21 protein-coding genes, 1 rRNA gene and 1 pseudogene are annotated in these 23167 nt (G+C 33.3%); 5 read left to right on the top strand and 18 right to left on the bottom strand.

What is annotated here, in order from left to right; all coding sequences use genetic code 11:
- Positions 1-129 (bottom strand): 16S ribosomal RNA (locus tag BUB48_RS12205); the annotation flags it as partial.
- A 443-nt stretch (positions 130-572) separates the two neighbouring features.
- Positions 573-1265, bottom strand: coding sequence for a sporulation protein YunB (yunB, locus tag BUB48_RS12200; protein ID WP_073026515.1), 693 nt, complete (start codon positions 1263-1265; stop codon positions 573-575).
- A 220-nt stretch (positions 1266-1485) separates the two neighbouring features.
- On the opposite strand from yunB, the gene BUB48_RS12195 reads away from it, so the two are divergent.
- On the top strand, positions 1486-3858 hold the full coding sequence (locus BUB48_RS12195) for a transglycosylase domain-containing protein (protein WP_073026514.1): 2373 nt from the start codon (positions 1486-1488) through the stop codon (positions 3856-3858).
- Positions 3859-4021: 163 nt separating this feature from the next.
- A pseudogene (locus BUB48_RS12190) lies at positions 4022-5246 on the top strand (IS256 family transposase).
- A gap of 146 nt (positions 5247-5392) precedes the next feature.
- On the opposite strand, the gene BUB48_RS18870 reads toward BUB48_RS12190, so the two are convergent.
- From BUB48_RS18870 to spoIIAA, 4 genes are all read right to left on the bottom strand, one after another.
- Positions 5393-5518: a hypothetical protein gene (locus BUB48_RS18870; protein ID WP_278308961.1), complete on the bottom strand. Its 126-nt coding sequence runs from the start codon at positions 5516-5518 to the stop codon at positions 5393-5395.
- A 262-nt stretch (positions 5519-5780) separates the two neighbouring features.
- Positions 5781-6518, bottom strand: a complete 738-nt coding sequence (gene sigF / locus BUB48_RS12185) for an RNA polymerase sporulation sigma factor SigF (RefSeq protein ID WP_073026513.1) — start codon at positions 6516-6518, stop codon at positions 5781-5783.
- Positions 6519-6529: 11 nt separating this feature from the next.
- The gene (gene spoIIAB, locus BUB48_RS12180; RefSeq protein ID WP_073026512.1) at positions 6530-6958 is read right to left on the bottom strand and encodes an anti-sigma F factor; all 429 of its coding nucleotides are present in this window, start codon (positions 6956-6958) and stop codon (positions 6530-6532) included.
- Between the two features lie 14 nt (positions 6959-6972).
- Positions 6973-7311, bottom strand: a complete 339-nt coding sequence (gene spoIIAA / locus BUB48_RS12175; RefSeq protein ID WP_207648341.1) for an anti-sigma F factor antagonist — start codon at positions 7309-7311, stop codon at positions 6973-6975.
- Positions 7312-7547: 236 nt separating this feature from the next.
- Here spoIIAA and BUB48_RS12170 point away from each other — a divergent pair, with 236 nt between their 5' ends.
- Together BUB48_RS12170 and BUB48_RS12165 are read left to right on the top strand one after the other, a co-directional pair.
- Complete coding sequence (locus tag BUB48_RS12170; RefSeq protein WP_073026510.1) at positions 7548-8654, top strand: MGDG synthase family glycosyltransferase; 1107 nt, start codon at positions 7548-7550, stop codon at positions 8652-8654.
- Positions 8655-8815: 161 nt separating this feature from the next.
- Complete coding sequence (locus BUB48_RS12165; RefSeq protein ID WP_073026509.1) at positions 8816-10291, top strand: aminotransferase class I/II-fold pyridoxal phosphate-dependent enzyme; 1476 nt, start codon at positions 8816-8818, stop codon at positions 10289-10291.
- Positions 10292-10313: 22 nt separating this feature from the next.
- On the opposite strand, the gene tmk is transcribed toward BUB48_RS12165, so the two are convergent.
- From tmk to BUB48_RS12115, 10 genes are all read right to left on the bottom strand, one after another.
- Positions 10314-10928 (bottom strand): dTMP kinase, encoded by a 615-nt coding sequence (gene tmk, locus BUB48_RS12160; protein ID WP_175548415.1) that lies wholly within the window; start codon positions 10926-10928, stop codon positions 10314-10316.
- 17 nt (positions 10929-10945) lie between these two features.
- Entirely contained in the window at positions 10946-11701 is a 756-nt protein-coding gene (locus BUB48_RS12155; protein ID WP_073026508.1) for an S-methyl-5'-thioadenosine phosphorylase, read from the bottom strand.
- A gap of 81 nt (positions 11702-11782) precedes the next feature.
- On the bottom strand, positions 11783-12034 hold the full coding sequence (locus tag BUB48_RS12150) for a hypothetical protein (RefSeq protein ID WP_073026507.1): 252 nt from the start codon (positions 12032-12034) through the stop codon (positions 11783-11785).
- 18 nt (positions 12035-12052) lie between these two features.
- Positions 12053-14101: an ATP-dependent helicase gene (locus BUB48_RS12145; protein WP_073026506.1), complete on the bottom strand. Its 2049-nt coding sequence runs from the start codon at positions 14099-14101 to the stop codon at positions 12053-12055.
- Positions 14102-14146: 45 nt separating this feature from the next.
- Positions 14147-14719 carry an indolepyruvate oxidoreductase subunit beta gene (locus BUB48_RS12140; RefSeq protein ID WP_073026519.1) on the bottom strand — a complete coding sequence of 191 codons (573 nt, stop codon included), beginning with the start codon at positions 14717-14719 and terminating at the stop codon, positions 14147-14149.
- A 1-nt stretch (position 14720) separates the two neighbouring features.
- Positions 14721-16469, bottom strand: coding sequence for an indolepyruvate ferredoxin oxidoreductase subunit alpha (iorA, locus tag BUB48_RS12135; RefSeq protein ID WP_073026505.1), 1749 nt, complete (start codon positions 16467-16469; stop codon positions 14721-14723).
- A gap of 17 nt (positions 16470-16486) precedes the next feature.
- Entirely contained in the window at positions 16487-17389 is a 903-nt protein-coding gene (locus tag BUB48_RS12130) for a bifunctional enoyl-CoA hydratase/phosphate acetyltransferase (protein WP_073026504.1), read from the bottom strand.
- A gap of 25 nt (positions 17390-17414) precedes the next feature.
- Positions 17415-18026 (bottom strand): lactate utilization protein, encoded by a 612-nt coding sequence (locus tag BUB48_RS12125; RefSeq protein ID WP_073026503.1) that lies wholly within the window; start codon positions 18024-18026, stop codon positions 17415-17417.
- A 115-nt stretch (positions 18027-18141) separates the two neighbouring features.
- Positions 18142-19041 carry an LCP family protein gene (locus BUB48_RS12120; protein ID WP_073026502.1) on the bottom strand — a complete coding sequence of 300 codons (900 nt, stop codon included), beginning with the start codon at positions 19039-19041 and terminating at the stop codon, positions 18142-18144.
- 17 nt (positions 19042-19058) lie between these two features.
- Positions 19059-19328, bottom strand: a complete 270-nt coding sequence (locus BUB48_RS12115) for a DUF3343 domain-containing protein (protein ID WP_073026501.1) — start codon at positions 19326-19328, stop codon at positions 19059-19061.
- A 140-nt stretch (positions 19329-19468) separates the two neighbouring features.
- Here BUB48_RS12115 and BUB48_RS12110 point away from each other — a divergent pair, with 140 nt between their 5' ends.
- Positions 19469-20389 carry a selenium metabolism-associated LysR family transcriptional regulator gene (locus BUB48_RS12110; RefSeq protein ID WP_073026500.1) on the top strand — a complete coding sequence of 307 codons (921 nt, stop codon included), beginning with the start codon at positions 19469-19471 and terminating at the stop codon, positions 20387-20389.
- On the opposite strand, the gene BUB48_RS12105 is transcribed toward BUB48_RS12110, so the two are convergent.
- Both BUB48_RS12105 and BUB48_RS12100 read right to left on the bottom strand, forming a co-directional pair.
- On the bottom strand, positions 20359-20790 hold the full coding sequence (locus tag BUB48_RS12105) for a DUF523 domain-containing protein (protein ID WP_073026499.1): 432 nt from the start codon (positions 20788-20790) through the stop codon (positions 20359-20361). The genes BUB48_RS12110 and BUB48_RS12105 overlap by 31 nt on opposite strands.
- A complete protein-coding gene (locus BUB48_RS12100) occupies positions 20787-23156 on the bottom strand; it encodes an endonuclease MutS2 (RefSeq protein ID WP_073026498.1) in 2370 nt (789 codons plus the stop codon). The genes BUB48_RS12105 and BUB48_RS12100 overlap by 4 nt, the downstream gene beginning before the upstream one ends.
- Between the last annotated feature and the right edge of the window lie 11 nt (positions 23157-23167).

Raw genomic sequence — 23167 nt, 5'->3', positions numbered from 1 at the left:
CCACGTGTTACTCACCCGTCCGCCACTAAGATGATAAAATAGCAAGCTATCCCACCATCTCCGTTCGACTTGCATGTGTTAGGCACGCCGCCAGCGTTCGTCCTGAGCCAGGATCAAACTCTCATGTTAATTCTATTTAACCTACGACTTCCGTCATAGCTTCTACCTAAATTAACTCTTCTTTGTTCAATCCTACTCAAAAGAATTACTTTCTTCTAGTACTGTTTAGTTTTCAAAGTCCATTTCTCTCTCTTCGTCAGCTCATCGCGCCGACTTTTATAGCATATCACAACTTGACTCTGTTGTCAATATGTTTTTTCTTTTTGTACATTGTTGTGGTGTGTATTCCCACCGAAGCAGGAATTATATATTATCATGTAATATCTAAACTGTCAACATGTTTTTTATTGGATATTATTTTCATCATCAGTAGTTTAATAATTGCATGTAAAGCAATATTTTTTTCTTTTTTTATGTTTCCTATCTAAACAAGAGTTTTATAATAAAATTTATCAATAAAACTATCAGTATTTCTACTTTATATTTAATTATTTGTTAACAATCATCATGTCTCAATCGTTGAAAGGATTCTTTGTAGGAACTAAATCTAGAAATTTTGAACTTCCATTGGGCAAATTAATATAACTTTCTGGTACATCTCCAACTATTATAGTTTCTGAGACTGGTATATTAGTAGAAACATCTATTTCATTACCAGCAAAAGGAACTATTATTTGCACCTTTGTATCTACTTTCATGTATATCTTTAATCTTGTCTGATTTATTCCGGCTTCAGAGAACTCCGTTGTAAAATTTACATTTACAGAACCTGCTGGTAAAATCTTTACTTTCATTTTAGGTCCAACATCGGCAAATAATTGACTACCCATAATATTTCCAATTGCAATATAAAGATCTTTTGTCTTTATGTCCTCCAACTCTCTCTGTATCGAAAGAGAAGTTTCAACTGCAATTTTATTCATTTCAGAAGTATTAGCTTGGACCATTGTAACTCTACCCATATTATCAGTTTGAATGCTTACTAAATTTTTAAAAGCATCCATTTCTATTTTTTTTCTTACTGCATCATTTATAGCTTGTGTTGCAAATAATCTAGCTTTTATTTCAGACATGACTGCTATTTTGGCTCTGATATTATTTTCTACATATATATAGAAATATAGAACAAGAATAAATATTGATATTGTAATAATAAATAGAATAGCTTTTCTTTTTTTATACGAACGCTTATTATGCCATCTCATAAATTACACCACCAAAATAAATAATAATAGCTTCATATAAATATATGTAAAAAAAAGCATGTTCAATGTTTAATATATTTCTTTAACAGAGAACTAATTGCTTATTTATTCGTCAAAATACACTGACAGGAGCCTTAATTTGATTACATTGCTCTTATATGGTATAATTGGTCTGTTGAAATGACTTGGTATCCCTTAAAATTTAATAAGGAGGTATAGAATGAGTACCGAAGAAACGAAATCAAATTTAGATAAAACATCAAGTAAAAAGAAAAAAACATCTTTAAATAAGATTTTAAAGATTACAGTATTAATTTTATTGCTTATAGTTTTTATTGGGGCTGGTATAGCTTTAGGTATCGCTTATAGTTGGATTAGCAGTGCTCCGCCATTGGATACCGAAGAAGTATTTAACTTAAATCAAACAACTTATATAGTTGATGAGGAAGGTAATGTTATCGATAAACTTCATGCCAATGAGAATAGAAGCATTGTATCCTTAGATAAGATTCCAAAACATTTACAAAATGCTTTTATTGCTATTGAAGATAAAAGATTTTATAAACATAACGGCATTGATATACAACGTATTATTGGTTCTGCCATTGAAGACATTAAGCAAAGAAAATTAGCTCATGGCGGAAGTACAATTACGCAGCAGTTGATTAAAAACGTCTATCTGACTAGAGATAAATTATGGAAACGTAAAGTAATTGAAATGTATTATGCTATTCAATTAGAAAGACAATTTACTAAGGATCAGATATTAGAAGCATACTTAAATACCATTGGCTTGGGTGGAAATAACATTGCAGGTGTTCAGGAAGCTGCTTTATATTATTTTGGCAAAGACGTAAGTAACTTAACATTAGCTGAATCGGCTGTTATAGCAGGTATTACAAATCTTCCTTCCGCATATTCACCTTATCTTAACTATGAAAGATCTATGCAGCGTAAAAATTTAATATTGAGCGAAATGTTGAAGCAAAACATGATATCTCGAGCAGAATATGATGAAGCTATTGCTCAAGAAATAAAACTTGCTAAAATAGAAAAGGAAGTTGAAACTACTTATTTTGCTGATATGGTAATAAAAGATGTAATATCCGCTTTTCAAGAAAAGCTAGGATATTCAAAAGAGGAAGCTGAAAGAAAAGTATTCAATGGGGGTTTAAAAATAGTTTCTACCATAGATACAAAAATACAAAACATTATGGAAGATACATTTAATAATGCCCAACTGTTTCCTAAATCCACTGAAGATGAAAATGGAACGCTGCAGCCAGAAGCAGCTATGGTTATAATTGATAATAACACAGGACATATAAAAGCAGTCATGGGTGGAAGAAGTTCAAAGGTAAGAAGAGGACTAAACAGAGCAACTCAATCACCTAGACAACCAGGTTCATCAATTAAACCGCTTGCTGTTTATACTCCTGCGTTAGATAATGGATATACTGCTGCCACAGTCATTGATGATTCTCCTGTCACATTCGGAAATTACTCTCCAAATAACTATAGCAGAAATTTCAATGGTTTGGTAACGGTTAGAGAAGCTATTCAGAGTTCATTAAACGTAGTGGCAGTAAAAATTGTTCAGGATATTGGAGTTCAACGTTCTGTAGAATATCTAGAAAAGTTTGGAATTAGTACTATAGTAAAAACAGGAAGTAAAACTGATTTAAATCTTCCTGCTTTGGCTTTAGGTGGCATGACAAAGGGTATAAAGCCTGTTGAGTTAGCTGCTGCCTACACTGTTTTTCCAAATAAAGGCGTATATACTAAACCCGTATCCTTTACTAAAGTTTTAGACAGACATGGAAATGTAATACTTGATAATACTCCTGAAAAGCATAGGGTAATAAGCGAGCAAGTCGCTTATATGATGGTGGACATCATGAAAGGAGTAATAAAAGGTGGTACCGGCGGTAATGCAGCATTATCAAATATGCCCGTAGCAGGCAAAACAGGTACTACTTCTGATATGAAGGATGCTTGGTTTGCCGGATATACTCCATATTACACTGCAGTAGTATGGATGGGTCATGATGAACCAAAAGCTATGAATTTCACAGGAGGTTCGTATCCTGCAAAGTTGTGGAAGGCAGTTATGCAGGAAGTTCATAAAGATTTAAAGAGAAAAGAGTTTGAAAAACCCGATGGTTTAGTTGCAGTTAACATATGCACCGAATCTGGTAAAAGACCTTCTGAATTATGCGCTCTTGACCCAAGAGGAGCAACAATACGCTCAGAGTTGTTTATAAAAGGCACTGAACCTCCTGTCGACAGTATATGCGACATACATGTTATTAAGGATATATGCACAATATCAAACAAACTGGCATCAGAATATTGTCCAATAGAATCTGTTCAATCAAAGGTATTTACCCAAAGACACGAACCGTTAGATCCTAATAGAAAAATGCCTGCTGATGCAATTTATGAAGCTCCTACTGCAGTATGTGATATTCATAAAAATTATGTGCCTGATATTAATGAACATATCGATGACAATATTATAGATGATGGAACGGTAAATGAGGACATTGATAATATAGAATTTAATGGTTCAAGTAATTCAATCACTGAATAAAAGTTATAGTAAATGATAATTAGAACTATATTATAGATTAATATTCAATTATGGAGAAATATTATAATATTTCTCGAGCCCGTAAAAAATTTTGTGTAAATAGAATTAAAAATCTCCTTCTTGGCGAGAATCTGGATATAAAGCTAAGGAGGAGATTTATATTATGTCAGTATTACCTAAAGAAGTAATTAGAGAATTAATTCGCGAGAAAAACTTTAGTAGTGCCGATGACATTCTAGCTACATTAAAGGAAATGTTCCGTGAGGTGCTGCAAGAAGCATTAGAAGCTGAACTTGATGAAAAATTAGGCTATAGCAAATATGATGCAGGGACAAAACAATTGAAAGCCAGTGAAAACAGCAGAAATGGATATTCCAAAAAGACTATCAAGTCACAATTAGGAGAGATTGAACTTAACATTCTTAAAGATCGTGATGGAGAATTTGAGCCTCAGATAATACCTAAGTATCAAAAAAATGTTACTTGTATTGAGGAGAAGGTATTGGCTCTCTATGCCTCAGGTATGACAACCAGGGATATTCACGCTCAAATTCAAGATTTATACGGTGTGGAAATATCACCAGAGATGGTCAGTAAGATTACCGAAAGAATATTACCTATGGTGCAAAAGTGGCAAAGTAGACCATTAGAAGCAATCTATCCATTTATATTTATGGGCGCAATTGACTACAAAGTACGAGAGGATAAACAGATAGTCAATAAAGCAGCATATGTAGTAATGGGCGTGAATTTAGATGGCTATAAAGATGTACTAGGTATTTGGATCGGAGGTAACGAAACTAGCAAGTATTGGCTTGGAATATTAAACGAATTAAAAAATCGTGGAGTTAAAGATGTTTTAATATTCTCTGTAGATGGGTTAAATGGCTTTAAGGAAGCCATAGAAGCGGCTTTTCCACAAGCAAAGATGTATAATCCATCAACTAAGGTCAAGCCTGAAATATGTACCTTACAAGGATAGGAAACAATTTGCAGCTGACCTTAAAACTGTTTATAGTGCACCATCAGAAGAATCAGCCTTAGAGAAATTACTCTTAGTAAAAGAAAAAAGGCAAAGCAAGTATCCAAATGCAGTAAAGAGTTGGGAGCAAAATTGGGATAGTTTATGTACATTCTTTACATATCCACCGGAGCTTCGAAAGATAATATACACAACAAATGTAATAGAAAGCCTACACAGTCAGTATAGAAAAGTTACAAAAAACAAGTTAATATTCCCTACAGATGAAAGCCTAGTAAAAATGCTATACCTTGCAACAATAAATGTAACAAAAAAATGGACACAGCGATACCGTGATTGGGATTTGGTGATCGCTCAATTGTCCATCTTTTTTCAAAATAGGTTTGTCGACAGGTTTGCTGGATAGTCATGGGGCGCTGCCCCAAACCCCGGCGCTCATTGCTGCGCGGCTAGACCTGCAAAATACATTTTATGTTAAGTTATTTGAACCATGTTTATTTGCCAAGAAAAGGAGAATACACAAAATTATTTACACTCCCAGTAGAAATCATTTTAATCATGCTTTCTCATTATATTTCTATTAATCTTTTCATCTATATTTGATCTTATCTCATTTTCACCTTCCTGCTCCATGTTTAAATAATTCTTATTAATTCTATAATAATCATTTTGCTTCATAATATTCACCTCAAAAAATCCACTTATTTTATTTTGTTATATACTAACTTAGCTTTTTCAGGTATATGATCTAACGATTTGCTTTTTGTGGTAGCCCACGAGAAATATGTAATTAAAACAACAACCAATATAATGATTAAGTAGTGAAGCTTAAACATGCTATACACCTCTATATAATTCTAGATTTAGTATTTATAATTTTTATATAATAATTCAAAAAAAGAAAAATCTCATAAAATATGTTTGAGATTCTTCTTTATAATCACATTATTCTTTTTCTTAACTTATCCAGTATTTTTTTCTCTATTCTTGATACTTGCACTTGTGATATACCTAGCATTTCTGCAACTTGACATTGAGTTTTTTCATTGAAGTATCTTAAAATGATTATCTGACGCTCTCTTGGTTCTAATGTAGCTAGTACTTCTCTTAATGCTATCTTATCTATCAAACTGCTATCTTCTATACTCTCATTCTGAATTTTATCTATAAGCAATACCGGCGTTCCATCATCCTGATGAATAACATCATATAAGGATTGAGTTGAATTTATGGAGTCCATAGCCATGATTAAATCTTCCGCTGGGATATCAAGCTCTGCTGCTAATTCAGATATAGTTGGTTCTCTTCCGAAATTCTTTTCAATGTTTTCTCTGTAGGCATTGGCTTTTATAGCGATCTCCTTCAAATTTCTGCTAACTTTAATTATACCATCATCTCTTAAAAACCTCTTAATTTCACCAATAATCATAGGAATTGCATATGTAGAAAATCTAACATTATATGATGTATCAAATTTTTTTATAGCTTTTAGTAATCCAATACTTCCTATCTGTATCAGATCCTCATACTCACATCCTCTGTTAAGAAATCTCTTAACAACGCTGCGAACCAAACCTAGATTCTGTGAAACAATATAATTTTCTGCTTCCGTATCTCCGTTCTGGGCTTTCTTAATATACTCAATTATGGCTTCTTGTGAAAGCTCTGACCAATCCATATAATACCTCATCAATCTTTCTTAAAAGATTTTTTCATTATCACAGTTGTCCCTTTGCCCAGCTCAGAAATAACTGTTACTTGATCCATAAAGGTCTCCATAACTGTAAAACCCATACCTGATCTCTCTAACTCTGGTTTGCTTGTAAATAAAGGTTGTCTTGCCTTCTCAATGTCTTCTATTCCTTTACCTCTATCACTTACTTCCACCTCTACAGTATTATCAATTATTCTACATACTATTGTGACATATCCTTGTTCATATTCATAACCATGTATAATAGCATTAGTTACAGCTTCTGATACAGCTGTCTTGATTTCAGATAATTCTTCAATTGTTGGATCCAATTGAGCTGCAAAGGCAGCTACTACTGATCTTGCAAAGCTTTCATTTTGTGACTTACTCATAAACTCTAGTTTCATTTCATTATCTATTCTCATTAACTTACGCCCCTTTACAGTTTTTCTATTGCAGTTTTTTTGTCGTCATAGCTTGGAATGATTCTTTTCAAACCACATATTTCATATATTCTCTTAATTTGCGGTTTCATAGATATAATACCTACTTTACCTCCATTTGTAGCAACAAGTTTATACCTACCTATTATTACTCCTATACCAGAACTATCCATAAAATTAAGGTGACTCATATCAAATATTACATGCTTTGGGTTTTTCAGCATTATTTCTTCATCTACTTTATCCCTAACATAATTTGAACTATGATGGTCTAACTCCCCATTTAGTTTTATAATCAGTATATTATTACATGTCTCAAAGCTAACTTGCATCATTTTCCCTCCATTACCATAGTAGTATTAATATTCTTTATTGACTTATTTTTTCCTTCATAGAAAAATGTAATGTTTTGTTCGAATAGGTAGATTATCAATTTTTTATTTAATTGCTTAAACAGCTGTTTGATAATATATGAAACTTTTAGGACGATTTATCGTATAAATACAAAGGAAATATTATGTATCTTTACAATAATAAAGTGCAATACTTGTTATAAATAAGGAGTGATATTTTGAATATACTTATATTTTCAGTATCTATAGGTAACGGACATGATCAGGTTGCTCACACCATAAGGAATGAATTCTTATCAGCAGATCCTGAAAATAATGTAAGGATAATAAATACTATAAGCTTAATCAGTCCCTTGCTAGATAAAGTAATTCTAGACAGTTATTTAAATATTATTAAATTTTATCCTAAGGCCTGGGGTAAAATATATGAAAAGACAAACAAATTAGACCCTATAATCGATATAAACGAAATAACAAACAAATTATTATCAACTGTATGGTTAAGAAAGCCAAAAGTGAGTTTTGAACCTGATATTGTTTTCTGTACTCATAGTTTTCCTTCTTCAATTGTTTCTAACCTTAAAGAAAAAGGAAAAATCAAATGTCCATTAGTCACCATAGTTACAGACTTTAACATACACTCATCATACATAAATGACAATACTGATTATTACGTTATACCCCATGAAGATCTAATTTATGTAATGGAAAATTTTGGAGTATCATCAGATAAAGTTCTTCCTTTTGGTATACCTATAAGAAGAGAGTTTTCCTTAACCTTAGACAGAACAGATATCCTCCAAAAATTAAAACTGCAAGATAAAAGAACTATTCTTGTAATGGGAGGTGGCCTAGGTTTAGGATCAATAAATAGAATAGTTAAAGAATTAGATAGAAAACTTAAAAATATACAGATTATTGCTATTGCGGGGCATAATGAGAAACTAGAAAATAAGCTCAAAAGCTTAGATACAAAAAATGACCTCGTTGTTTATGGATTTATAAATAACATTCATGAGCTAATCGAAGTATCTGATATAATCATAACAAAACCTGGAGGAGTTACTGTGGCAGAAGTATTATCAAGAGAAAAACCGTTAATTATATTCTCTCCAATTCCAGGTCAAGAATCTGATAATGCTGAATTTTTGTTGAATAATGGAGTTGCAGCAACTACATCTGATATTGAAAAAATACCGCTCCTGATTAATCAGATACTAAATAATGAGATACGAATAGATAGCATGAAAAAACTTTCTGCTTATCTAAAAAAGCCTTATTCTGCAAAAAACATTATTGATTTTGTTATTAAGACTTATGGTTAAAATGTTTATAATTTAATATTGCTTTTTATATACTTTTCCCCTATAATGTTATTGAATTTAATAGGTCTAATGAAATCGCTCTGCAAAAGCCTCTACTTATTGCATCGAAGTTAGGCTTTTTTTTATTCATAATAGTAGCTTGGAAGGAAGTGTAAAGTAAGTTGTACAAACTAGATCAAAGTAAAACCCCCTTGTTTGATGCACTTATGGAATATGTAAATAACAAAACTATTCCCTTTCATGTACCTGGCCATAAAAAAGGACAAGGTATGTGGAATGATTTTAAAAATTTTGTTGGAACAAATGTACTATCAATGGATGTAACTGTATTTAAACAGGTAGATAGTCTTCATAAACCTACAGGAGTAATAAAAGCTGCTCAAGAACTAGCAGCTGATGCATATAATACAGATTATACATTCTTTTCAATTCACGGCACTTCGGGTGCCATACAAGCTATGATTATGAGCGTTGTTGGACCAGGGGACAAAATCATAATACCAAGGAATGTGCATAAATCTGTAACAGCAGGTATAATACTTAGTGGTGCAGCTCCAATATATATGCAGCCAGAAATTGATAGTGCGGTTGGTGTTGCTTTAAATGTTACCCCAGAAACAGTAGAAAAAGCTTTGGAAGCAAATCCTGATGCAAAAGCAGTTTTAATTGTAAATCCAACATATTATGGTGTTTCTACTGATATCCAAAAAATTGTCGATATCGTTCACAGTTACGGTATTCCCTTAATAGTAGATGAAGCTCATGGACCACATCTACATTTTAACAACAAACTGCCAATTTCTGCGGTAGACGCTGGAGCAGATATTTGCTCTCAAAGTACACACAAGATTATTGGTTCAATGACTCAGAGCTCATTATTGCATGTAAGAAAAGGTATTGTAGATATTAATAGAGTAAAAACTGTAATGAGCTTACTTCAAACAACAAGTCCCTCATATATTTTATTGGCTTCCTTGGATGCGGCTAGAAAGCAAATGGTTTTTGAGGGAGAAAAGCTTTTGGATAAAACAATTGAACTGGCTAATTATGCTAGGAAAAGCATTAATAATATTGAAGGATACTATTGCTTTGGTGAAGAAGTACTAAAGAAAAAAGGTGCATATGCTTTTGATCCTACTAAGGTCACAATAACATGCAAAGATTTAGGATTAAGCGGATATGAATTGGAAAGAATTTTAGCAGAAAAATACTTTATACAACCGGAAATGTCTGATTTATACAATGTACTATGTGTATTTTCACTTGGAGATACTAAAGAAACCATTGATAAACTCATTAATGCACTAAAAGAAATTAGTGATATACAATGTTGTTCTATAAGAAGAAAAATTGAAATAATTGATGTGCCTAATATACCAGAGCAAATGCTGACACCGAGAGATGCTTTCAACAGCATGACAGTATCAATACCCCTAGCTGACAGTATGGGGCAGATAAGTGCAGAATTTTTGATGGCTTATCCTCCAGGCATACCGATATTATGTCCCGGCGAGATGATAACTAAAGAGATAATTGATTATGTAAGAGCATTAAAAGAAGCTAATCTTTATGTCCAGGGAACTGAAGATCCAGAAGTAAATTATATTAAAGTAGTGAGCGACTTGAATATATTTTAAATAAATGAGTAGGATCATAACCCTACTCATTTATTTTATTTACATTTATTTTATTCCAGACTTTTTCCCAGACTTCTTCGTGTACTAACTCTTTTTCTCTTTCTCCATCAATTACTATATACATATATTTATCAGCTAAAATATGATATGCTTCCCTTACTTTGTCTAAATAATCATAATTCTTCTCATATACATCTCTTTGCTCTTCATGTTTTCTGCTTCTTGATGTGTTAGTGCTTATGTCAATTAATACTACTATGTCGGGTTGAGGAAGTCTGCTCTCTAATTTCACCATCCAATCAAAATCTAGACCATTAGCCATACCGTAAGCAATACCCGAAGGAATATACCTGTCTATTATTAGAAAATCTTTTTCCTGCAAAACTTTTTCTATATGTTCTACTTTTTCGTATCGGTTTGCTGTATATAACAATTGTCTTACTAAAGGATTATATTTCCTTTTACCATCTAAAAATGATTGAATCTCTTTTCCCAAAGGAGTTTCTATATCATGAAAATGCATGTATTCTACCGAATAACCTGATTTAATTAGTTTTTCAACAAACAATCTCGATTGTGTTCCCTTGCCTGATTGGTCCATTCCTTCAAAAACAATTAGAATCCCTTTCTTATTCAATTTTACCTCCATAGCAATTATACTTCTAATCTACCGATTATATTAAAAATCAACTCTTTAACTTTATTATTATTTTCATTAAATACTCTTAACACTTCTTCTTCCGTAACAGGCTTAATATCTTCATTTCCCTCTAGCCCTGCATCATAATCTGTTATCAGAGAAATATTTACATATGGAATCCCTAATTCCTTGGCCAATATGCACTCTGGATATTGGGTCATATTTATTACATCCCAACCCATTTTACTAAACCATCGACTTTCTGCTTTTGTTGAAAACCTTGGTCCTTGGATAACTACTACAATGCCTTTTTTATGTACCCTTATACCCATTTCTTCACAAATCTCTATTGCCAAGTTTCTCAATTTTGGATCATAGGGTTCTGCTCCTGTTATATGCTTGGTTTCCGGCCCGTCATAGTATGTGTCACCTCTCCCCCATGTTCTATCTACAAAATCATCACAAATTACAAAATCTCCTGGTTTTATCTCTGGTTTTAAACTTCCACAGGCAGTTGTCGCTATAATGCCCTTAACGCCCAGCATCTTCATTGCATAAAGATTTGCCTTATATGGTATTTTATGTGGAGGATAAGAATGATTCTTTCCATGTCTTGGTAAAAACGCCACTCTTTTATTTCCGATAGACGCAATTGCTATTTTATCGCTGGGATTACCATAGGGTGTTTCCACAACTATTTCTTCAACATCACTCATAAGAGAATATAAGCCTGAACCGCCAAATACACCTATATCTGCTTTATACTTCATATAATCCTTTCCTTTCTTAATTAATTTATTCACATAAATATTACTATAATGCCATTATAGGAGCAATATTATATTAATTCTTTATTTGCTTAAAAACTTCGTTCCCAGATACCTTCTTATAAGCTCTTCATCACTTTCATTTGAGAGCTCAATGGGCTCTCTATCTAAGTCTTCAAATATTACCTTTATTGTTGCCTCTCCATAAATAAATTGCTCTGCAGCTGTTTCCTCATCTACTTCTCTAATTTTTATTGCTTTTTTTGATTTTTCGTTTTTTTCAAATTCTCTTGCAAAATAACTGCCTGACATTCTGATAACTTTAATATATCTCATACTATGCACCTCAATATATCATATCAAAGTAATTATTTTATTTTTTAAAAGTACATCAAGGTTTAATCTCTTTGTATCATTCTTAAACTCTACTGTGAGTATATAATCTTCTGCCCTTTTTTCTATTCCTTTTATTATACCATCGCCAAAATGCTTATGATTAATTTTATCTCCACATTTAAATGAATTTCTATAATCTTTAAGCCAACTGTCTATTTCTCTTATAAATCTGGAAGGATAAACTTTCTTGGAAAATCTGTTTTTGGGAACAAAAATATATAATACTCTTTTAGCCCTTGTCATAGCCACATAAAATAGCCTTCTTTCATCTTCCAGTTCACTTAAAGATATATCATCTCCTTTTATATAAGGAACAACACCATCTACAGCTCCAGATATGAAAACCTGTTCAAACTCCAAACCCTTTGCTTTATGCATTGTCATTAATGAAACAGCATTTGTGTTTCTATTTTCATTATACTTATAATCAACAGATTCAAGGATTATTCTAACATGTTCAATATAATCATTAATTTTTGCAAATGATTCAGAGGAACTGTTAATTTCATCTAATAACTCATCAAACAATTTAACATCAATTGATTTAGCAAATGCATAATCTCTAATATATTCTTCATAACCTATATAACCTCGTATGTATTTTATTGCTTTGCTGGTTGTCATACTCCTTATTCTGCATAGGCTGTCCTTCAGCTCATAAATACTTTTTCTCTGGAAATCATTTAACGAACTATATATGGCAATATTATCCAAAAAATCTCCTTCTTTACCTATGTTTTCTTCAATAACGTATCTAGGTATATATCTATTTGGTTTATTTATAATTCTTATAAGACTATTCCTTCTATCAATTCCTATAGCAGCTTTTAAATAGGCTAATATGTCTTTAAGCAACCAATGATTGTATACTGATGCCAAACCATCATAGGATACATATGGTATATTCGCAATAGTAAAAGCATCAATGAAAGCTCTAGACTGAAGATTGGTCCTGTGTATAACAGCAAATTCCGAATAACTTCCGCCTTGGTTAACATGATCTATTATCTTTTGACATATTATTTTAGCTTCTTGTTCAAAATCTTCAACTCTTACAACTAAAGGATTGATGCCCATATCTTTAACGGTCACGAATTTTTTCTCATACCTATTTTTGTTGTTGCTTATCAAAGACATAGCTGAATTAATTATTGCACTGCAACTTCTATAATTATATCTTAATGTTATTTTAACTGCTGTGTTATATATCCTGGAAAATTCAATCATTATTCCTGCATCGGCGCCCCTAAAACTATATATGGATTGATCATCATCCCCGACAACGAAAATATTATTATCAGGATAGGCAATAAGCCTCATAATCTCAAATTGGACTTTATTAATGTCTTGAAATTCATCAATAAGTATATATCTATATTTTGCCCTTATTGAGTTTAATATTTCTTCGTTACTTATAAGCAGTTTATAGCAATGCACCAACATGTCATCGTAATCATACTTATCGTTATAATACTTATATTTTTCGTATTCTTTGAATACAGACTTGAAAACAGCATTGTCAATTGATGAGGCTTCATAATCATCAATATTTGCAAGTGTATTGTACATATAAGACATTTCGCTTATTATTGATTCAATAACTTGCTCATCTTCATAAAAGTCATATCCTAATGTTTTTATAATAGATTTTATTACATAGTATTTTTCCTTCTCATCAAGAAGATTTTCAAGTCTATAACCCTTATAAGCTCTAAGTATTCTATAAAATATGGAATGAAAGGTGCCAAAGGCAACCCTCTTATAATCCTTCTGATAATAAGGGAGTTTGCAGAATCTTTCTTCCATTTCTCTCGCTGCAGCCTTTGTAAAGGTAATAACCAATATTTCATTAGGCTTAACTCTATACTCTTTAATAAGATGCATTACTCTATGAGTAATAACGGTAGTCTTTCCTGTTCCCGGCCCTGCTATCACTAAGCAAGGCCCTTTATAATGCTTAACAGCTTCCAATTGTTCTTTATTCAATTTCCTCAAATCAGCTTTCATATGCAACACCTTAAAAAATGGGAGGATAATCCTCCCCCCCAATTATTATAACTCCATACCTCTGTTGAAAGCCTTAATGTTTATATCTAACATTTTCTCAGTTATTGTTTCTCTTAACACTTCTATCCAGTCAACTTCAGTTAAATTGAAAGCCTTAACTAATGCTCCAAGCAGTACTATATTCTGGGTTTTTATATTCCCTATTTCAGTTGCTGCCTGGGCAGCATCTATTACTATGGTCTTAAAATTATCTTTCAAAGATTCCAAAATGCCATGGGGGTATTCAGCTTTTCCTGTAGCTATTGGCATAGAAGGAATCTCATAATTGTTGACAACTACTATACCGTCAGGTTTCAAATAATCTATCCATCTTACTGCTTCCATCTTTTCAAAAGCAACAAGTATGTCGGCCATGCCTTTCCCAATGAGCGGTGAATAGACTTTCTCACCGTATCTTACCTGGGTAGTAACACTACCTCCTCTTTGTGCCATTCCATGAACTTCTGACATCTTTACATCATATCCTGCTTTCATCAATCCTGCAGTAAGAACCTTACTAACCAAAATGGTTCCTTGTCCACCGACTCCCACGAGTAGTATATTTTTAACGCTATTCATCTTATTCACCAACCCTTCCAATGGCATCAAATTTGCATACCTGCATGCACACTTCACAACCGACACACATTGATTGCTCGATATAGGATTTTCCATCCTTAAAAAAGACTGCAGGACATCCAACTTTCAAGCACATCCTGCACTTTTTACATTTATCTCTGTCAACAATGCATTTATTTTTAGGTGCAGGTAGTCCCTTTATCAATACACATGGTCTCTTGGTTACTATCGCATAAGGTTCAGTTGCCTCTTCCGCTTCTTTCACGGTATTCTCCATGGCTTTCAAGTCACATGGGTCCACAACCTTAACTGTTTTATAACCTATGGCTTTCAGCACTTCTACAACATCTATTTCTGTTGTAGGTTCTCCCATAAGTGTTCTACCTGTACCTGGATTCTCTTGATGCCCGGTCATTCCTGTTATCCTGTTATCCAATACTACAGGAACCATATTCCCTTTATTATATACTATATCTATAGCACCTGTAATACCTGAATGGAAGAATGTCGAATCACCAACAACACCAAATACTTTATCTTTTTTCCCTGAAACTTCAAAGGCCTTGGATATACCCATGCCTGCACTAAAGCCGGCACCCATACATATGCAGGTATCCATTGCTTCCAAGGGTTGGTTTGCTCCGAGAGTATAGCAGCCTATATCACCAGTAATTACTCTGTTTTTCTTCTTTGACATGGTGTAGAAAAATCCTCTATGTGGGCAACCGGGGCAAAGCACAGGTGGTCTCGGCACAACTTCTACATCTAGTGTCTTTGATTCATATGTCTTTCCAAGAATAGCTTTAGCAATTATCTCTGGATTGAGCTCGTATAATTTTGGTATGACTTCTTTACCAATGCATTTTATTCCTGCCGCCTTAATCTGTTCTTCTATATATGGTTCCAGTTCTTCGATGACATAGAGTTCTTCAACATTTTCTGAGAACTCCTTAATTAATTTCATAGGTAATGGATAAGTAAAACCTAGTTTTAGATAAGAAGCATCTTCACCAAACACTTCTTTTGCATACTGATAAGCTATTCCTGAGCTAATGATACCAATTTTTTTATTATTATACTCAATTCTATTTAAAGGTGATTGATTTGAATATTCTTCTAATTCAAGCAGCCTTTTTTCAACTCTTGCATGGGCAAGTTTTGCATTTGCTGGAGCTGCAACATATTTGGGAATATTCTTTACATAAGGCTTAACTTCTACATCTTCTCTTTCTCCCAATTCGACGATACTTTTGCTATGGCATATCCTTGTAGTTACCCTAAACAATATGGGGGTATCATATTTTTCGCTTACTCTATAGGCTTCTTTAAGAAAATCTTTGCATTCCTGGCTATCTGAAGGCTCAACCATTGCCATCTTTGCAAATTTTGCATAGTATCTGTTATCCTGCTCGTTCTGTGAACTATGCATACTTGGGTCGTCAGCAGAAACCAATACAAAACCTCCATTTACTCCAAGATAGGCATATGTGAATATAGGATCCGCTGCAACATTTACACCTACATGTTTCATAGCTGCCAAACTTCTTGCTCCACCTATGGAAGCACCTATGGCAACCTCTGCAGCAACCTTTTCATTAGGTGCCCATTCAGAATAAATGCAGTCTTTGTACTCTATTATATTCTCTAAAATTTCTGTACTGGGAGTTCCAGGATATGCAGCTGCAACTGTAACTCCAGCCTCATAGGCACCTCTGGCAATTGCCTCATTGCCTGACATTAAACGTTTCATAAGATTTCCCCCTTTTATTATTTATAATTTGCAACAATGCTTCCTAAAGCAATAGATAGCAGCTTGGTTTCAGATGTATCAGCTCTTGACACTAAGACAATCGGAACCTTTGCTCCCATAATTATACCTGCCGACTTTGCATTTGCAAAGTAAGTCAATGATTTGCCAAGGGCATTTCCCACTTCATAATAAGGAACTAATAATACATCTGCATTTCCTCCACCTTCACCTTTATAGCCCTTATGATGGCAAGCTTGTTTGCTGATAGCTAAATCCAATGCCACAGGTCCTTCTACAACTGTATTCAACTGACTCCATCTATCTTTCATATTAGCTAGAGCATCTGCATCAACTGTGGCAGGAATTTTGGGATTAACGGACTCTGCACCTGCAAGAACAGAAACATAAATTTTATCTAATCCCATAGCCTTGCATACTGTTATTGCATTCTCCAATATCTTAATCTTCTGCTCTAAATTAGGTGCTACATTGATACCTCCATCTGTCAGAAACAACAACTTATCATAGGAATCTGTCTTATAAACCATAACATGGCTTATAAGGCTGTCTGTTCTCAAACCATTATCTTTATCCAAAACAGCTCTCATAATATCTGCAGTTTGAATTAATCCTTTCATAAGAAAATCTGCTTCACCCTCTTTTACGAGAGATACAGCAGTTTTAGCAGCATTGATGACATCAGGTTCATTAACTATTCTAAAATCATATGGAATATCCATATCTCTCAAAAAACTTCTGATTGCTTCCTCATCTCCAACCAATATAGGCTCTGCTAGCTTCATTTTAGCTGCAGATGTTACTGCTTCTAATACATCCTTGTCCTGAGCAGCAGCCACCGCAATTCTCATAGTCTTATTGCTCTTTACAATTGACAGCATTTCATCAAAATCCCTTATCACGCTTTCATCCCCCAATGTTAATAATTTAATAACCTAAGGCCTCACCGATTATTATTACTTCAATATCTGTCTTTGAAGGTTTCTTTTCAATTATTGTTGTAACATTGCACATCCTTTGAGGGCTGCTGCAATCATTGCATTTCCCTGTAATAGCACAAGGAGTATCCAGTTTTAATCTTCTTGCATTCTTATATGTATTTTCCTTGATTCTCTTCATGGCTCCATCAATATCTTCTGCGATTTTATTGATACCACATACAACATATACCTTCTTTGGTCCAAATATCATTGATGTAACTCTATTTCCTGTTCCATCAATGTTAACCAACTGCCCCTTTTCTGTCAATGCATTGGTGCTGGTAAGATATATATCCGCTCTTGAGGCATTTCTTCTGGCGTTATCCATACCTTCTGGAGTTGTTTCTAACCAATGGAAATATACTGTATTACCTCTGTCCACCAATGCCTTTGGAAGACCTAATTCAGTAATAGTAATGCTACCTCCTATACCAACCTTATCTGATAAACTGATTTCATTAAGCAATGTTTCAGAAGCAGTCTTTGAGTCATTAAAATACCTCACTTTAAACTTATTTTTTTCGAGAGCCTTCATAGTATCTTCTATTCTTTTATCCATAGAAACACCCCTCTCCCTATATTCATAATTATTTTATCATAAGATTTATATGCTGTCCAAATATGAAAAAAACCTCTTTAAAAATGACTCAGCATTTTAAAAGAGGTTGTGCGATTTAATCAGCTGTAACGTTATCTGAAATAATAGCATCTATTTCTTCCTTAAGCTTTTCTTTATTTATTACAAAAAATGAAAGACCTTCCATTGTCTTGGCTTTACCTGGTAATGTATGAAAACATATATTTTCTGACTTCACATTTTTCCCTTTGTTTGCAAAGTACATCATTTCATTGGGAGACATATTAGTTTCTACATACTCTTTAATTGGCCCTTGTAATTTAATAAAGTTAGAAACAACATTTCCACTTAAAAGCTTTTCGATACCTAGTCTGACAATATGCTGCTGCATTTTGATTCTGCCTAGGTCTCCATCCTTATATCCGCCACCTTTGTTGTTTTTTCTCCAGCGCAGAAGCTTAATTATATCTTCTCCATCTTTTACTATTTGTCCTTTTTTAAAATGAATATGAAGATCATCAACAGGATCGTCGTAGTTCATATCATTTGGAACTTCGACTTCTATACCTCCGATACCGTCTACAATAGCCTTTACTGCCTCATAATCAAATTTCACATAGTAATTTATATCTAAGGAAGTAATATCTTCAACGGCTTTAACAAGCCCTTCTGCTCCACTGCTTCCATACACTGCATTTATCTTCTTTTGTGCAGCATGTTTATACCCTTCCCTCGGATAATAGGTATCTCTAGGAATTGATATTATATCAACTTTATCTTTTTCCATGTCATAACTGGCAAGCATAATAGTATCTGATAAGTTTTTTGCCACTCCTATGACCAATACATTTACTCTTTTTTTTGTTATATTAGATCCTGCAAAACTTGATGTTATACTTATGCTGTTCAAAAACATATACAAAATCCCATATAGTGCTGCCAAAGTCACTACAAAACTGATAAAAAATATCTTTAGAAATTTCTTCTTTACTTTCAAAACCTTACCCCCTGATATTAAATCTGCAACATTTTTATATAATCTTTTTTTCCGTTACTGTCTTCAATTTTATATAATCCTGAATAATTCAAATTTTTTTCATTTATCAAACTTTTTATATCATCCAAAGCATCTTCACTAAATTTAATCGCTAGGCCACAGCTTGCTTTAATACTCCTCGGTACAGGCATTATAATTATTTTTAAATTACAATTCTTAGCAGCTCTTTCAAAAGTTAATGCATGATGCGTGGAATTAAATGTTGCAATATATTCTCTATCTTGCATTGATATCACCTCTTGCCGAATATATATTATACTCTTATTTTTTACCATAATCAAACTATGTTTTGTTAATAAATTGACTTAATTCAAAAGTAGTTGTATTATTTCATTAATGATAGATTTACATTATGGAGGTTACATTGATGGATTTCAAGCAAATAGAAGCATTTGTATATGTAGTTCGTCACAAAAGCTTCTCTAAAGCGGCAGATGCCATATATCTGACTCAACCTACTATTAGTGCTCATATAAGTTCTTTAGAAAAAGAAATTGGAACCAAGCTTATAGATAGATCTTCAAAGGTTGTTCTCCCAACAAAAGCCGGCAAAATTTTTTATGATTATGCTCTGAACTTAATGAACACAAGAGATGAAGCAATATTCTCTTTAAATGAATATACTAATGGTTTAACTGGGAAAATTGATATTGCAGCATCTACTGTTCCAAGCCAGTATGTAATTCCTAAGCTTATACTTGAGTTTCAAAAGAAGTATAAGAACATTTTCTTTAACCTGGTTCAATATGATTCCAGTCAGGTTATTGAAGAAATACTGGATAATGGATTTGAAATAGGAATAGTTGGATCTAAAGTTGATAATGACAAGCTGAAATTTGATAGGCTGATGGAAGATAAAATGGTTCTTATTACACCAAATCATAAAAGGTTTGATAGAAAAGGAGACAACACTATTTCAATTGATGAGGTAAAAAACGAAAACTTTATATTTAGAGAAAGAGGCTCCGGAACAAGAAAAGAATTTGAAACAAGATTGCAAAAAGCTGGCATAGATCCAAAATCTATTAATGTAGTAGCTCAAATGAATAGTACCGAAGCCGTAAAACAAGCAGTAAGCTTGGGACTTGGTGTCTCCATCGTATCTCTTCTAAGTGCAGAAGATTATATTAAGTTTGGATTGGTAAGAGCTTTTGAAATAAAAGAGTTTAATCTGAACCGCGAGTTCTATATTGTATATCATAAAAATAGACCCCAGTCACCCATAGTAAGCAAATTTAGAGAGTTTGTACTAGATTATTATAATGTAAACTCATCATCTTCTGTGTAAACCATTATTCCATTTTCTATCAACAACTGAGCAAATACACCATTTCCGGGTATCAACTTTCCTGTAAATGTACCATCGTAAATAAAGCCATAGCCACATGATGGGCTTTTGGACTTTAATATGGCGTATTTACAATTGTTTAATAGAGCTATTTTTAGAGCCTCTTGAGCACCTTTGTGAAAATTTATAGTTACATCTTCACCTTTTATATTTTTTACCATATCGGATCCTTGTTGAATTTCTGAAGGAAGCCTGGGGGTGCTAAGACCCCCTAATTGCTCTGGACATATAGGTATCGGATTATGATCACTAAGCAAAGCTTCTATCTTTTTATTAAAGCAACTTCCACCATCATATCTTGTATTTATACCTAATAGGCATGCACTTACTAAAATATTCATTTTATCTCAACGATAGTGGCTCCTAAACCACCCTCGTTATAACCTCCTGTTCTGAATGATTTTACATGGGCATGATTTTTGAGAAATTCTTTTATTCCGGTTCTCAATACTCCAGTACCTTTTCCGTGAATTATAGTAACACTCGGAATTCCTGCAAGATACACATCATCTAAGTACTTATCTATTTCCATAAGCGTTTCATCAAGTGTCTTTCCTCTCAGATCTATTTGATGCGGTACCTGTGCAGCTTTTATTCTGCCAATTTTTGAGTATCTTTGAGTAAGGATTTCTACCTTTTCATCCTTCATCAGTTGCAGGTCTTTTATATTTACATTAATTTTCATAATACCTGCCTGAACTACCAAATTTCCGTCTTCATCTGGAATGGTTATCACTTCTCCTTTTTGGTTTAATGTGAGTATTTTCACTGTGTCACCTAATTTTAATTTCTCAGGTGGTTTAATATTAGTTCTAGGTACACCTAGTCCCAATGATTTTTCTGTTTTTTCCTCGATAGCTCTTAGGTCCTGTCTTGCTTTTTCTAAAGCTTTTGCTTTATCTTCGCTTTCTTTTTCTATGGCTTCTTTAAGCTGTTTTATCAGATTATTTATTTCTTCCCTTTGTCTTTCTATTATATCTTTTGCAGTTTTATTGGCCTCCTCTATAATCTTATTCTTTTGGGCTAATATTTTCTCTAGTCTTCTATCAGCCTCTTCCTTTGTTCGTTCAATTTCATTTCTAAGCCTTTGGGCTGCATATCTCTCTTCATCAGCTTTTTTCCTGCTTTCCTCCAAGGAAGATATTACATCCTCAAACTTAATTTTATCCTTAGTTATAAATTCTTTAGCTTTCTCAATTATAGAATCATCCAATCCCAGTTTTTTTGATATTTCAAATGCATTTGATTTTCCTGGTACTCCGATCGATAATTTATAAGTAGGCTGTAATGTCTCAATATCAAACTCGACACTTGCATTGCACACACCAGGTGTAGTTAATGCATATATCTTCAATTCACTATAATGTGTAGTAGCAACAGTTCTTACATCCTTCTCGTGTAGTAATTCTAAAATTGCCATAGCTAGTGCAGCACCTTCTGTAGGATCTGTTCCGGCTCCAAGTTCATCAAGAAGAACTAAAGAATTTTCTGAGATACTTTGCAATATCGATACAATATTTTTCATATGGGATGAAAATGTGCTAAGGCTTTGTTCTATACTTTGCTCATCGCCTATATCCGCATATATATGATCAAATACCGATATTTCACTGTAATCACCAGCAGGTATATGCAATCCCGACTGGGCCATCAAACTTAAAAGACCAGTGGTTTTTAATGTAACAGTTTTTCCTCCTGTATTTGGTCCAGTAATCACTAAAGTATTAAAGTCATCTCCCACTCTTATATCTATTGGGACAACAACACTAGGGTCAATGAGCGGATGTCTTGCCTTTTTAATATTAATTCTGCCTTCTGTATTAATTACCGGCTCAGAACATCTATATGCTAAAGAAAACTTTGCTTTAGCAAATATAAAATCTAAAGTAGCTAATATTTCTACATTTGCCTTAATGTCATCATGATTTTCTGCTATCACTGCAGATAATTGGGCTATGATTCTTTCAATCTCTTCTTTTTCCTTCAATTTTAACTGTCTTAAATCATTGTTCATTTCTACTATTGCCATAGGCTCAATAAAAAGTGTTGCACCGCTAGAGGATTGGTCATGGACAATTCCAGGCACATTTGACCTGTATTCCTGTTTAATAGGCAATACATATCTATCACCTCTCATGGTTACAATTTGCTCCTGCAGGTATTTCTGATAAGCAGAAGATGTCACCATGTTATTGAGTTTATCTTTGATTTGTCCATGCTTATCTCTTATCTTTCTTCTTATGCTAGCTAACTCAGGACTTGCATTGTCAGATATCTCTTCTTCACTGACTATTGCATTATTAATACTATTTTCTATTTGCTTATATTCAGTCAGCATGTTTACTAAATCTTCTATTATAGGATATTCTTTTTCACCACGATCTTCTTTCATAAAATGCTTTATCTTTCTTGCTGAAGCCAAGGTATAAGAAACTTGAAGCAACTCTTCCATAGTAAGTGGTGATCCTATTTCTGCTTTCTTTAAAGCTGTTCTTATATCATATATACCCTCTAATGGAAATGTACCTCTCTTCAATATTATGTCTGCTGCTTCTGTAGTTTCTTGCAACCATTCCTTTATTTCGTATACATTATTGCTAGGTTTCAAAGCCATTGCTATTTCTCTACCAAGATTTGATACCGTTTCGTCTGCTACAATCTTTATTATCTTATCATATTCCAAAACTCTTAATGCCTTATCATTCATGTTATCACCTC

The sequence above is a fragment of the Lutispora thermophila DSM 19022 genome, assembly GCF_900142105.1.
Classification (GTDB): domain Bacteria; phylum Bacillota; class Clostridia; order Lutisporales; family Lutisporaceae; genus Lutispora; species Lutispora thermophila.
The sequence above is the reverse complement of the archived record's forward strand: the minus strand, read 5'-3'. Positions and strand labels throughout refer to the sequence as shown.